Below are 12,576 nucleotides of genomic sequence, written 5' to 3' on the forward strand. Positions count from 1 at the left end.
TCCTCCTTAACTAATGATAGGCATATAAAAAACCTCTTCTCTGGTAAGAGAAGAGGCTGCTTTCGTGGTCAACTTCCTCCCTTATCTTCCAGGAAAACGTTCCTGCTGGAATTAGCACCATCCAATGTCTATATCCATAGACATCAAGGTTGCCGGGCTTCATCGGGCCAGTCCCTCCGCCGCTCTTGATAAGAGAAAACTCTATATAAAATATTTAATTTCGGGCAATTCACGATTTCGATATTAATTATAATAATCCTTCTCTTATACGTCAAGCAAATTTTATTTACCTCTTTTTTGTTGCTCTTAAAGTCATATATTTTCAAATACAGTATTTAAAAGTAACAAATGATTCATATTCCATTCACAAATAAGAGGTACTATTTTATAAAAAAACGAAAATAAGAAATTATAACTCTCTTCCAAATGTGCCTTTTTAAACCTTCAAAAAAGGCCGTTGACTTATATCCTTTGTCAACGACCTGCGATTACGTATATCCCACCCAATTAGATCCAACGATTTACGGTTTTTTCGTAGCTTAATAGCTCTTCATCTCCAAACCAAAGAGCAATTTCGCGTTCTGCACTTTCAGGTGAGTCAGATCCATGAATGATATTCATGCCAACACTGACACCATAGTCACCACGGATCGTACCTGGTAATGCTTCGGTTGGATTGGTTTTACCCATCATTTGACGAGCGGTCGCAATTACATTGGTTCCTTCCCAAACCATTGCAAACACGGGGCTAGAAGTAATAAAGTCAACAAGCTCACCAAAGAAAGGTCTTTCTTTATGTTCAGCATAGTGTTGTTCGGCTAGTTCTTTGGAAACAGCCATCAATTTTGCACTCACAAGCTGATATCCTTTTTTTTCAAAACGTGAAACGATTTCACCGATTAATCCACGTTGTACACCATCTGGCTTTACCATAATAAATGTTTTTTCCATAAGTATAAGCCTCCATTAAATAAAATCATATGTACAAGAAACAACAAAATTTTAACAAGAAGTGAAGGGGAAAGCAACACTATTTAAAGTCAGTACGAACGATTTACCACAAATGTTGTCAGCATTTTTAACGATTGATTTGCCTGTGACATAGGCAGCTTTTCTAGTATACTCAACGCCTTCATCAGATAACGCTGAGATAGCCGTGACGTATAATCAATTCCCCCAGATCGCCGAACGACATCGATAATTTCCTCAATATTTCCACTTTCCCCAATTGATTCAAGATATTGTTTAATTTTCTTTTTGTTCTCAGGTGTATCATGCTTTAATGCATAAATAACAGGTAAGGTTACATTTCCTTGGCGTAAATCACTTCCTGCTGGTTTGCCTAAAGTTTTTTCATCGCCAACTAGATCTAATACATCGTCTGTCATCTGAAAGGCCATTCCTACATAATAGCCATAGAGATAGCAATTTCGTACGATGGGAAGCGGTGCTTTACTTATTAATGCTCCGAGTTGGCAGCTAATCGCTATCAAAAAAGCTGTTTTTCGCTTAATACGATGTAAATACTTTTTTAAAGTTTGCTCCCCATTATATAAATCACGAATTTGTTCAATCTCACCCAAACACATCTCCTTCATCGCCATGGACAAGATCTGATGAACTTCTGGATTTTCTAATTGAGAAACCAATTGAAGAGCCTGAGAAAGAATATAATCACCTGTATACATGGCTACACGGTTATCCCATTGGGCACGTACGGTTTGTCTACCTCGTCTGAGATCAGCATCATCGATAACATCATCATGTACAAGTGTTGCACTATGGATTAATTCTAAAGCTACAGCAATTTTTCTTAATTTTTCTTTATCATTTGTACCAAAGTGACCCGAGAGCAAAACAAAAACGGGCCGTATCCTCTTGCCACCTGCTTCTAATAGATGCACTGAAGAAGCTTGTAGCTGATCAACAGAAGAGTAAACTGTCTTTGTGAGATCTTCTTCGATCAATCGAAGGTCACACTCTAAACTCTTATAAATATCTTGCAAATTCATATGCTTCACCTTAAATTTATGTACTCAACTTAGCTAGTGAGTCTAATGTACAAATGTGTATCTCTTTTTTTAGTATTCCAAGCTCCGTCACATATTGAAAATACGCTTGAAGTCCCTGTATTTCACTTTTACCAAAATCATGAATTAAGCCATCAAAATAGTGTTGCCAGAACTCTTTATCTCCACCCACTTTACGTATCGCTTTATCAATCACAGGTGTCAGATTTCTTTTGCTCTTCTCTTTGGCTTCGATAAAACGTTGATAAATCCTTTCTAACTCTGGCGAACGTGTTTCAAGAATTTCTTTGCGGACAGCCCATACTGCAAAAGTCATAGAAAGTCCAGTTCTTTTAAACCATTCTAAGCCTAAATCATACACGCGATAACCAGGATTATGCCATGAACCTCGAATCGCATCGTCTCCAATCATTAAAGCAGCATCTGCTTGCTCCATCATTTGTTCTAAATTTGGAGACATGGTTATATAATTGGGAGTTATTTTTTCAAAGCGTTCTAAAATAACGCGCAGTAAATTAACAGATGTCCAAGAGGTATTGGTAAGGGCAATTTTGGCTCCTTCTAGTTCATGTAACTCTTGCCCTTTGGTAAAAAGAAAGATGGAGCCGACTGGTCCACGAACACTAACCGACAGATTTGGCAAAATTACATAATTAGGATATGCAGCACCATAAGCAAATGAGGAAATAGCACCTAGGTCAATCTCGCCTTTAGCCATACCCTGATTTAACTGGCTTGGAACTTGTGGAATTAATTCAACTGAAAGCCCAGCTGTCTCAAAATAATAATGAATAGGCCAAACATTGGTATATGAAATTTCGCTGATTCGTATCGGTTTCATCTGCCACCCTCCCAAGGCTGATATAGTTGATGTTTTACTCTTAACATATCTAGCACTTTTCCAGTTATGAAACGGACCATATCTTCAATCTGGGTAGGTGTTGTATAAAAAGCGGGCATTGCAGGTAGGATCATTGCCCCTACTTTCGATAGCGTCAACATATTCTTAAGATGAATTGTACTAAGCGGTGTCTCACGTGGTACTAGAATAAGAGGGCGTCGTTCTTTTAACATGACATCTGCGGTTCGCTCCAGCAAATTTGAAGAAATACCATGAGCAATCTTAGCTAGTGTTCCCATTGTGCATGGAATCACAATCATAGCATCACACCAAAATGAACCTGAAGCGATCGATGCTCCAATGTCTTTGATTGGATGATAAACTAATTTTCCTGGCAAATGACCAAACCGCTCGAAGAAAATATGCTCACGCTTTTCAATAGGCCACTGATGCTCTTCTTTCAATACACGCCAACCCGCTTCTGTGACGAGTAAATGCACTTCATGTTCTTGCTTCAGTAGCTCTTCAATTAAACATAAAGCATACGGTGCCCCACTGGCACCGCTCATTGCAACAACAAACCGCTTCAAACTATGATTCATAATAACACATCCATCATCGTAAATGCGAACACAATCACACTTAAAATTCCATTCATCGTAAAAAAGGCTGTATTCAAACGTGATAGGTCATCAGCAGAAACAATCATATGTTCATAAATTAAAATGATTAAAGCAATGATAACTCCTACAGCATACCAAATATGAAGTCGTGTCAAAAATAATAAAGTAATTAAACCAATCGCTGTCCCTACATGCATTAGTGAGGAAATGGTAAGGGCATGTTTCACTCCAAAACGAACAGGAATAGAGTGTAATTTTTCCTTCTTATCAAACTCTACATCTTGGCAAGCATATATGACATCAAAACCACCGATCCAGAGTGCCACGGTAGCAAATAAAACCAATCCCATTCCATCGATTTGCCCTGTTGTAGCCACCCATCCTCCTAAAGGTCCGAGTGCCGTGGTTATACCGAGAATCAGATGGCATGTCCAAGTAAAACGCTTGGTATAAGAATAGAAAACTAAAAAGAAGACAGCGATGGGAAGGAGTTTTACTGCCAACATATTTAGTTTGGCTGCTGCAAAGAAAAGAACAATGAATGAAATAATAACAAATCCCCAAGCAAAGGCTACAGAGATTATGCCAGCTGGAATATGGCGATTCGCTGTACGTGGATTTTTGGCATCGATGTGCCGATCAATAATCCGATTTAAAGCCATAGCTGCACTTCTTGCTCCAGCCATAGCAAGTGTAATCCAACCAATCTGAGCCCAAGTGGGTAATGTGCCATGAACTTCTATACTACCAAGTACTGCACCTAAATAAGCAAAAGGAAGAGCAAAGATTGTATGTTCAAATTTAATCATATCCAAAACAAGCCGAATTCGCTTAAGTAGTTCCATCCAGACCATCTTCCTTCATTACTCTGTTCGTTTACGCCCAATATGAAGCGCTGTAATTCCTCCAGTAAGCGGGTATACTTGAACCTCTTCTAAACCGACCTCTTCTTTCATGATACGGGCTAGCTCTTTATAGTCAGGAAAATCCACTAAGGATTCAGGTAGCCATCGATATTGTTCATAGCGGTTTGCTAAAAGCTTACCTAGCCAAGGTAATAGCTTTTGAAAATAAAAATAGTAGAGAGTACGAAATAATGGCCAAGTTGGTTTGGAAAGCTCCAGAGAGACTACCTGTCCGCCTGGCTTAACAACTCGCTGCATTTCCTTCAATACCTGAATAATATCTGGGACATTGCGAAGAGCGAATCCGATTGTTGCATGATCAAATGAATTATCCGGAAATGGTAGCTTCATCGCATCCCCTTGTACCAACTCGATTTGCTGACTTAATCCCGCAGTATGAACCTTCTTTTCTCCCTCTTGTAACATATTGGCACTAAAGTCGATGCCAATCACTTTCCCTGTTTCTGAAGCTTTAGCTAAAGAGATGGCCCAATCACACGTTCCACAACAGACATCAACAGCAGTGTCTCCTAGTTTTACCGCCATTTTCTTCATGGTAAATTTTCGCCAAGCTTGATGTTGTCGAAAGCTAAGTAAGGTATTCATCCGATCATAATCTTTGGCGATACTTTCAAATACTTGATGAACATATTTCCCTTTTTCTTGTTTTTCCACCTGAAATCAAAAGCCCCCTTTCACAAGAGGATCATCCTTGATCAGAGTTGCCCACTTAGTGATTCGCTCTGATAACATTGCTTTAACTTCCCCTTTTGTAAGCTCTGAAACAGCTTTCTTCGCCTCAAACCATGCGATCTGAACTTTGTTAGTTACAGAAAAGCTATTTGATTCCTTATACTCCTCTTCTGCCATATGAAGCAGAAGGAGTGGTGGAAAAAGGCGATGCCAGAGATCGCACAAATCCTTTTCAACATGAAAAAAGTCGGCTAGCGCCGTCAACAAATTGCTTTCAATCATTTGTGACTGTAGTTGTTTTTGTTCGTGATCACTTACGAAGTACCTTGTCATTTTAGCCTCATTGATACGACTTAAAGCTTTAGCCAAACACTGGATTCCTTCAGTTTCTTGATGACTGGACATCAAATGATAAAATAGGCTACTGAAGTAATCACCAGCAAGTACATATAACTGTCTTGCGCGAATCTTCTTTAGCTCACGCTCTTGCAGAAGTGATACATTCTCATGTAAATCGAGTCCCATTTTCAAAAGGGTTGTAGCTACGCAATAGACATGAGCTCTCTGCTTTGGAATACCGTAAGATTCCATTAATAAATGTAATAATTGCACAAAAAAAACAGGGACCGTTGGTTTACCGATCACTTTTTCGATATAAGGTTCATACGTTAGTTTTCTAATCTGCTGAATACTTTTATCAATTTCTGTATGTATGGACGTCATTCAAGCGCCCCCCAAATATGACCAACAAGTCTGTTTGCTTAAATAGTATACCATACTTTTAAAAAACATTGTCATCCTTCTAACGGCTTCCCTTCAAGGTATTATCTGGGATTGTATGAAACTCAAACATTTGTTTTAAGTAAGTCTGATAAGAATGCTTTTGACTATTCTCCATCTTGGGATCCTTCCTTAAGTGTTCTTGATTTGCTTGAACAAAAAAAGAATCTCGCTCGGGAGTAACAATGAATAGTCGAACTTCTTTAATATTATCCAATCCTAATAAGCTACTTTTTATCAAGCGAAAACAGTCTTTATAAAGCTGTTCATCCTCCAACGTACTTGGTTGGATTAGCTCAAACAAAAGCTGAGAGCCGTCTAAGTTTATTCGTCTAATTTCAACAGCCATCTCTACACCCTTTACGAAGTCAACGATGTTTTTCTCCGTTAGGATCGTAGAGTCAGGTCGAAAAACAGCTATATCACTATTCCTATCGCTTTGATTTTGCAAAAAAGGTACAAAAGATAGCAAAGCTGCTAACATAATTGATAAAACAACAGTAGCCAATAGCCGTTTTGCCAACGCTTTCATCCGACCACTCCACATCTTTTTTGTCTTCATTATTTTTATTTATTTGCACAAAAAAGATGACAAGAAATGAAAGCTTTTGAGTTTAATTATGTGTCTGATTCCACTTCACCAAATGGTGTTAAGATCGTTGCTTTCCCACGAATTTTGATCGCTGAAGTATGATCCGTAAATTGAGCAATCATCACTTCACCACGGTCAAGCTTCTCTGAATGGTGGAAACGTGTATCTCTACCTCGAGTTAGTCCAATAACATTTACACCATTTTCTTTCGCTTTAATGACAACAAATTCCCATGAGTCTTTTCCCATCTCATCTTCCCTCCGTGTGGCTATTTATCACACTTCATAAACTTCAGTTTACCATGAAATGATCATAATATGAAAACAAAAAATAAAAGACTCTTCCACTAGAAGGAAGAGTCTTTGGTCGGGCTAGCCAGATTTGAACTGACGACCTCTTGCGCCCCATGCAAGCGCGCTACCAAGCTGCGCCATAGCCCGTTAGCAAATCATCTCTAATCGTTTTGATGGAGAGATTTTACATTTATTAATATATAACAGGCTATTAAGAGTGTCAAGAGAATTTTATAAGAGATAGTTGCATGAATCAGTCTCTCATCGTTATCAATCACAAATCACTTTTGATTAAAAAATATCATTTTAGTCCCATTAAACTAAGTACTTCAGCACGTGATGTCTGATCTTCAGCAAAAATTCCTCGGACTGCAGAAGTAATGGTTTTGGAGCCTGGCTTCTTAACCCCTCGCATAGTCATACACATATGTTCCGCTTCAACAACCACTATTACGCCATGTGGGTCTAATTTATTCATAATGGAGTCAGCTACATTCGCTGTGATTCGTTCTTGTAATTGTGGCCGTCTAGCTACTGCTTCAACAGCACGGGCTAATTTAGATAAACCAACTACTCTCCCACCTCTTGGAATATAGCCTACATGAGCTTTACCAAAAAACGGGACCAAATGATGCTCACAAGTCGAATAAAAAGGAATATCTTTAACTAACACTAACTCTTCATGGTCCTCACTAAAAATAACAGAGAAATAGTCCTCTGGATTTTGCTTTAAACCTACAAAAATCTCTTCATACATTCTTGCAACTCGTTTCGGTGTATCTAATAAACCTTCACGGTTAGGATCTTCACCAACAGCCTCTAAAATCATGCGAACTGCTTGTTCTATTTTCTGATGGTCAACTTGCATGAATGATTCCTCCATCCATTTCTACATTCCTAAACAATGAATAAAGACAAAAGGTTGTCCTCAATATCAGTTTCTTCTTCGCTTTTGAGCTCACTCACATACTCCTAATCATCTCATAGATGGATTTTAAAGTCCTACTTTATGGAAAACGGTCTCTTAATAAGAAAAATCAATTCTCCAAAAATGATTCGTCCTGATTTGAGGTTTGATCTAGGTCAATCAAATAATGCAACATGCTTAGATTATTATTATAGATTATAACACATTTCTAATTCCTTTACCCATCATACCAAAAAGAAAAGGCCCATACGGGCCTTTTAGCAGGATTATGTATGTTCCTTTCGAAACTTCCTGCTTAGTTGTTAACTTCGTGCTTATTATTTACTTCTTCTTTGAGCTGTTTACCTGCTCGGAAAGATGGGACTTTAGTCGCAGGAATCACAATTTCTTCCCCAGTTTGCGGGTTTCTTCCCTTGCGCTCAGCACGATCTTTCACTTCAAAATTACCAAAACCGATCAACTGTACTTTATCTCCTGCACTCAATGCTTCTGTGATCGCTTTAAGCACAGCCTCTACAGCTGATGTTGCCTCTTTTTTGCTCAGTTTAGTAGCATCTGCTACTTTATTGATCAGATCGGTTTTATTCATAATGGCACCTCCTGTACAAGTCCACGCGACTTCAATCTCTTTTTAGTGAATTTCACTTAAAGAAGAGCGAATTTGCGCGGGAACAAGGATATAGTAATACAGACAGTAGGAAAAGTTCAAGAGAATTATTGCAGATTTCTGGTGTTTAAGCAAAAAAATAATAAAAAAGTGATGAAAGTGGATTATTTAGACCAAAAAACCCCTTAATATGCAAGAATTTACAAAATAGTCCAGAGGATTATGGACACCTTTTTTCTAAAAAAATCTTCGTTATCATGGTGAATTTTTTCAAAATATTTCCAATATCAAATTATTTATTTAGTTTTAGTTTCAACTATTCTCTGAACCTCCTAGCTAAACTAATAATAAGTTCTCCATATTATCCATTCCCTAAACAATCACACAGAAAACATTTGTTCTTTAGCGAACATCTTTTATTCGTAGATTTATTACTATCACGCTCAACAGGATCGTGACGCTTACTATAAAATAAATGCCCCTCTCCGTGAAGGAGAATGGGGCGTCGATTATAAATCATAAAATAATTGCGATCAAACCGCCTGAACCTTCATTAATGATTCTCTCCAATGTTTCTTGAAGTTTATACCGGGCATTTTCAGGCATCATCGACAATTTAGCTTGAATTCCTTCCCGAACGATCGAATTGAGTGAACGACCAAAAATATCTGAATCCCAAATACGAAGAGGATCATTTTCAAAATCCTTCATAAGATAGTTGACTAACTCTTCACTTTGGCGTTCAGACCCAATTATAGGAGCAAACTCTGACTGGACATTGACACGAATCATATGAATCGAGGGTGCTGTTGCTTTTAAACGAACTCCAAATCTGGAGCCTTGTTTAATCAATTCAGGTTCATCAAGAGTCATCTCCTCAACAGATGGGGCTGCTACTCCATAGCCTGTCGTACGTACCATCTTAATCGCATGAGCAACTTTATCATACTCACGTTTAGCGACCGTCAGTTCTTGCATTAGTTCGAGTAAATGATCTTTTCCTTTGATCTCCACACCTACTACTTCTGTTAATACCTGATCATATAGTTCATCTGGCGCGAAAAGATCAATTTCAGCCATTCCTTGCCCCATGTCCATACCTGATAAGCTTGCTCTCTCGATAAAATCAAACTCATTAAATTGACCGACTACCCGATCCACATCACGTAGCCGTTTAATATCTTTAACCGTTTCACGTACGGCATTCTCAAAATCTCTACGTAGCCAATGATCTTCATTTAAAACCATTACCCAGCTAGGTAAATTGACATTTACTTCATGAACAGGAAATTCAAATAATGCTTCTCGCAGCACACCCAAAATATCTTGTTCGCTCATGCTAGCTACACTAAGTGCAATCACAGGAATATCATACTTTTCAGAGAGTTCAGCTCGTAAATTTTGAGCTTGTTCACCGTAAGGATGTGCGGTATTAAGCAGTAGAATAAATGGCTTACCTAATTCCTTCAGCTCTAAAACCACACGCTCTTCTATTTCCTCATAGGAGGATCGTGGAATGTCTGTAATCGTTCCATCTGTTGTTACCACAATACCAATTGTCGAATGATCTTGAATGACTTTACGAGTTCCTACTTCGGCAGCTTCTTGAAAAGGAATGGGTTCGTCAAACCATGGAGTATTAATCATCCGTGGCCCATTTTCATCTTCATAGCCTTTGGCACCTTCGATGGCATAACCGACACAATCAACCAATCGAATGTTTACGTCTAAACCTTCATCTACATGAATTTGGATCGCTTGATTGGGTACAAATTTCGGCTCAATCGTCGTAATCGTTTTTCCCGCACCACTGTGTGGTAATTCATCGGTCGCCCGGACACGCTCTGCTTCATCACTAATGTTTGGAATAACTACTTGTTCCATAAAGCGTTTGATAAACGTTGACTTTCCGGTGCGCACCGCACCGACCACACCTAGGTAGATGTCTCCTCCCGTTCGCTCTGCAATATCTTTCAAGATATCTACTTTTTCCACTTTTTACCCTCCTTTAATATCTTCCAACATGCTGTGTCGCCGGTGCGAAGGCTATCTCCTCCCTCCGGTTTCCTTTCCTAAGACACTACTAATATATGAGTGGGTATTCTTATTATGATTCTTATCAAAGAAAAAATAGAAAATAGCTTATTAACAAATCTTCCTGATACGGCAGTTTTTCTAATCCGTTTTACTCCATTTGCTATAAGCAAACCAAATCAAAACGAAATCCTTTCTCTTAGTCAGATAAAAAGCGAGATTTCACTTTTTTTGCGCGAAATCCAGTAACTTTTACAGATCTTGACAAACGTCCCAATAGAAAAATGCCTGGGATGACGATAAAATGAAATAACAAACTATTCATGCTGCTCGACCTCCCACCCGTCTCTTCTTTAAGTTTATGTATCATTACTAAATATTATGATTTTTATCCATTACCTATTTTAAAAAGAAATCTACATAACCTAATCAAAATTCCATCAAACTATTACACTACTTTAAAAATGATTCCTTATAATGATAAAGGAAAGCAAAAATGTGTTTCCTAAATATCTCTTTTGCATTTACCTCCCGCAGAACTCCTCTCTTCAAACCGTCCCATTGTGGACAAATAAACGGACTCCTCAAGAAAGGAGTCCGCTTTTTATTCTGGCATCACTTCAAAGATAGGCTCATTATTTTTAAATTTCATGGGCGGAGAATAAGCAGGTACAAAATATGATTGCTTTGCTAACCATATACGTAAATCCTGATTCGCATCAGGCTTTTCCTTTGCTTTCTGGATTAATCTCATTGCTTCTGGGCGATAATCAATAAATACTCTTCCTTTTTGATCAATCACAGGCTCTAACTTTATTTGAGAGCTATAAGGACTTTGAATGACTACTGAACGAATTCGCAGCTTATCAAAATCGATCGTGGCATAATTGGCATCTATTTTATTTTTAATAGGTAATTGCTTTTTTTGTTTTTGATATTCATGAATTAAGGGTTGTACCATCCGTATTTCTTCATTGATTCTTAGATCCATCACTCGAACGATCGGCTTTTTCTCTACATCAGTTAGTATATAGAAATAATTACCTCCCTTCTCAAACGAAGTTTTCGGAACCTCAGCAAGATAGCCTTTCAATATATCAAAGTCTACTAAATATTTTGTTGTCAGCATAATCTCTTCATCTTTATACCGGTAAGGTAACACTTTTTTTTGTTGCTTATATACATCTACTGCTGATTGTACCTGAGCAATATGATTGGGTAATTGATCTAATTGTTGACGTTCTTCTTGTGGAAATAAACAGCCTGATAAAAATATAGTACAAAAAATACTAAATCCAATCAGCCATCGTTTCATCAAACTTCTCCTCCTTGCCTACATAATCGCTCTTAGTCCAAAAATCAAAGCGGGAAAAACAAGAATTATTGCAATTGAAATTAAGAGAACACGAAGCCACTTCCTTTTTTGGAGTCGTCCCCAGGTTACCAAAATATTAATGAATGCTAATAGAAGAATGACTATCATTAAATCCATCATCATATAACACCATCCTCCGTATGTTTCCTCCATACAGTATAGCAAATCCACTCTTGCCTACCAATCATTTAGTCATCTGTCTTAACTCTATACTGATTCTCCTGCATAAGATAAATAGACAGCAGCCTTGAATAGGAGGAAATAAAAGTGAAAACGCGCCCTAAACAGCGACCTCTACCAAGAAAAGGTCGAAAAAAAACCAAAAGACTCCCGACTCGTGCCGTCGTTCCTGCATACCGGCCTCAATCTGAACCCATACCGATCTTATCTTCACAAAATATCGCTAAAGCTCTTAGTGGATTTATGAGTTTTCGTTCAACTGTACAAAGTCTAAGTCAATCACTATCTAAATTAGAGTCCATGTTAAATACCACTTATCAAATGTTTGACCTAGCTCATCGTATGATCTCGATCAAAAAGCCAGGTTTCCGCGGTGGACTACCTTTTTCATCAAAACCAACTAAACAAAACGATAACCTAATCCAACTTCCACCCGCAAATGATCCTCCTAAAACACAAACAGAAAACAGCGGAGGAGCACCTTGGCTTTCTTTTTTTGAACAAATCGATATGAATCAACTCTTTTCCATTTTACAATCTCCCTTTATACAAAAGTTAATCTCCAATTTTTTTCAAGAACCCAGAGCAACTACATCGATTCAACAAAGAAAGCGAGGGTAATGCTGTCTAGCATTACCCTCGCTCCATTCCATCATCCCACTCGCCACTTGTTTGATCTAACTGAGTCCCTGTCC

Annotated in this window: 15 protein-coding genes, 1 tRNA gene and 1 riboswitch; of the genes, 1 reads left to right on the top strand and 15 read right to left on the bottom strand. The window is 38.2% G+C overall.

Annotated features, from left to right (window positions below):
• Nucleotides 1-78 precede the first annotated feature (78 nt).
• Nucleotides 79-195: riboswitch (SAM riboswitch) on the bottom strand.
• A gap of 312 nt (nucleotides 196-507) precedes the next feature.
• From ndk to DL897_RS13310, 15 genes are all read right to left on the bottom strand, one after another.
• Complete coding sequence (ndk, locus tag DL897_RS13245) at nucleotides 508-951, bottom strand: nucleoside-diphosphate kinase (protein WP_113659633.1); 444 nt, start codon at nucleotides 949-951, stop codon at nucleotides 508-510.
• A gap of 89 nt (nucleotides 952-1,040) precedes the next feature.
• Nucleotides 1,041-2,012, bottom strand: coding sequence for a polyprenyl synthetase family protein (locus tag DL897_RS13250; RefSeq protein WP_113659634.1), 972 nt, complete (start codon nucleotides 2,010-2,012; stop codon nucleotides 1,041-1,043).
• A 16-nt stretch (nucleotides 2,013-2,028) separates the two neighbouring features.
• Entirely contained in the window at nucleotides 2,029-2,871 is an 843-nt protein-coding gene (locus DL897_RS13255) for a menaquinone biosynthetic enzyme MqnA/MqnD family protein (RefSeq protein ID WP_113659635.1), read from the bottom strand.
• Entirely contained in the window at nucleotides 2,868-3,473 is a 606-nt protein-coding gene (locus tag DL897_RS13260) for a UbiX family flavin prenyltransferase (protein WP_113659636.1), read from the bottom strand. The genes DL897_RS13255 and DL897_RS13260 overlap by 4 nt, the downstream gene beginning before the upstream one ends.
• Entirely contained in the window at nucleotides 3,470-4,339 is an 870-nt protein-coding gene (locus tag DL897_RS13265) for a UbiA-like polyprenyltransferase (RefSeq protein ID WP_113659637.1), read from the bottom strand. Before DL897_RS13265 ends, DL897_RS13260 begins: the two co-directional genes overlap by 4 nt.
• Before the next feature lie 18 nt (nucleotides 4,340-4,357).
• Complete coding sequence (locus DL897_RS13270) at nucleotides 4,358-5,074, bottom strand: demethylmenaquinone methyltransferase (RefSeq protein ID WP_113659638.1); 717 nt, start codon at nucleotides 5,072-5,074, stop codon at nucleotides 4,358-4,360.
• 6 nt (nucleotides 5,075-5,080) lie between these two features.
• Nucleotides 5,081-5,815 carry a heptaprenyl diphosphate synthase component 1 gene (locus tag DL897_RS13275; protein ID WP_113659639.1) on the bottom strand — a complete coding sequence of 245 codons (735 nt, stop codon included), beginning with the start codon at nucleotides 5,813-5,815 and terminating at the stop codon, nucleotides 5,081-5,083.
• A gap of 79 nt (nucleotides 5,816-5,894) precedes the next feature.
• Nucleotides 5,895-6,404 (bottom strand): hypothetical protein, encoded by a 510-nt coding sequence (locus DL897_RS13280; protein WP_113659640.1) that lies wholly within the window; start codon nucleotides 6,402-6,404, stop codon nucleotides 5,895-5,897.
• Nucleotides 6,405-6,490: 86 nt separating this feature from the next.
• Nucleotides 6,491-6,712 (bottom strand): trp RNA-binding attenuation protein MtrB, encoded by a 222-nt coding sequence (mtrB, locus tag DL897_RS13285; RefSeq protein ID WP_113659641.1) that lies wholly within the window; start codon nucleotides 6,710-6,712, stop codon nucleotides 6,491-6,493.
• Nucleotides 6,713-6,827: 115 nt separating this feature from the next.
• Nucleotides 6,828-6,904 (bottom strand) — tRNA-Pro (locus DL897_RS13290).
• Nucleotides 6,905-7,058: 154 nt separating this feature from the next.
• Nucleotides 7,059-7,625, bottom strand: a complete 567-nt coding sequence (gene folE / locus DL897_RS13295; RefSeq protein ID WP_113659642.1) for a GTP cyclohydrolase I FolE — start codon at nucleotides 7,623-7,625, stop codon at nucleotides 7,059-7,061.
• Between the two features lie 355 nt (nucleotides 7,626-7,980).
• Nucleotides 7,981-8,274 carry an HU family DNA-binding protein gene (locus tag DL897_RS13300; protein ID WP_113659643.1) on the bottom strand — a complete coding sequence of 98 codons (294 nt, stop codon included), beginning with the start codon at nucleotides 8,272-8,274 and terminating at the stop codon, nucleotides 7,981-7,983.
• Between the two features lie 534 nt (nucleotides 8,275-8,808).
• The gene (gene spoIVA, locus DL897_RS13305; RefSeq protein WP_113659644.1) at nucleotides 8,809-10,287 is read right to left on the bottom strand and encodes a stage IV sporulation protein A; all 1,479 of its coding nucleotides are present in this window, start codon (nucleotides 10,285-10,287) and stop codon (nucleotides 8,809-8,811) included.
• 238 nt (nucleotides 10,288-10,525) lie between these two features.
• A complete protein-coding gene (locus DL897_RS18900) occupies nucleotides 10,526-10,651 on the bottom strand; it encodes a hypothetical protein (protein WP_276308588.1) in 126 nt (41 codons plus the stop codon).
• Nucleotides 10,652-10,930: 279 nt separating this feature from the next.
• Nucleotides 10,931-11,641 (bottom strand): DUF3939 domain-containing protein, encoded by a 711-nt coding sequence (locus tag DL897_RS13310; protein ID WP_113659645.1) that lies wholly within the window; start codon nucleotides 11,639-11,641, stop codon nucleotides 10,931-10,933.
• A gap of 327 nt (nucleotides 11,642-11,968) precedes the next feature.
• On the opposite strand from DL897_RS13310, the gene DL897_RS13315 reads away from it, so the two are divergent.
• Nucleotides 11,969-12,502: a hypothetical protein gene (locus DL897_RS13315; RefSeq protein WP_113659646.1), complete on the top strand. Its 534-nt coding sequence runs from the start codon at nucleotides 11,969-11,971 to the stop codon at nucleotides 12,500-12,502.
• Nucleotides 12,503-12,576: the final 74 nt, after the last annotated feature.

The organism is Thermoflavimicrobium daqui (assembly GCF_003313465.1).
Taxonomy (GTDB): domain Bacteria; phylum Bacillota; class Bacilli; order Thermoactinomycetales; family Thermoactinomycetaceae; genus Thermoflavimicrobium; species Thermoflavimicrobium daqui.

Coding starts and splice junctions, on each gene's coding strand:
- DL897_RS13300 (WP_113659643.1), bottom strand. CDS start 8,274: ATGAATAAAACCGATCTGATCAATAAAGTAGCAGATGCTACTAAACTG.
- DL897_RS13275 (WP_113659639.1), bottom strand. CDS start 5,815: ATGACGTCCATACATACAGAAATTGATAAAAGTATTCAGCAGATTAGA.
- DL897_RS13280 (WP_113659640.1), bottom strand. CDS start 6,404: ATGAAAGCGTTGGCAAAACGGCTATTGGCTACTGTTGTTTTATCAATT.
- DL897_RS13310 (WP_113659645.1), bottom strand. CDS start 11,641: ATGAAACGATGGCTGATTGGATTTAGTATTTTTTGTACTATATTTTTA.
- DL897_RS13255 (WP_113659635.1), bottom strand. CDS start 2,871: ATGAAACCGATACGAATCAGCGAAATTTCATATACCAATGTTTGGCCT.
- folE (WP_113659642.1), bottom strand. CDS start 7,625: ATGCAAGTTGACCATCAGAAAATAGAACAAGCAGTTCGCATGATTTTA.
- DL897_RS13260 (WP_113659636.1), bottom strand. CDS start 3,473: ATGAATCATAGTTTGAAGCGGTTTGTTGTTGCAATGAGCGGTGCCAGT.
- mtrB (WP_113659641.1), bottom strand. CDS start 6,712: ATGGGAAAAGACTCATGGGAATTTGTTGTCATTAAAGCGAAAGAAAAT.
- DL897_RS18900 (WP_276308588.1), bottom strand. CDS start 10,651: ATGAATAGTTTGTTATTTCATTTTATCGTCATCCCAGGCATTTTTCTA.
- DL897_RS13250 (WP_113659634.1), bottom strand. CDS start 2,012: ATGAATTTGCAAGATATTTATAAGAGTTTAGAGTGTGACCTTCGATTG.
- DL897_RS13265 (WP_113659637.1), bottom strand. CDS start 4,339: ATGGAACTACTTAAGCGAATTCGGCTTGTTTTGGATATGATTAAATTT.
- ndk (WP_113659633.1), bottom strand. CDS start 951: ATGGAAAAAACATTTATTATGGTAAAGCCAGATGGTGTACAACGTGGA.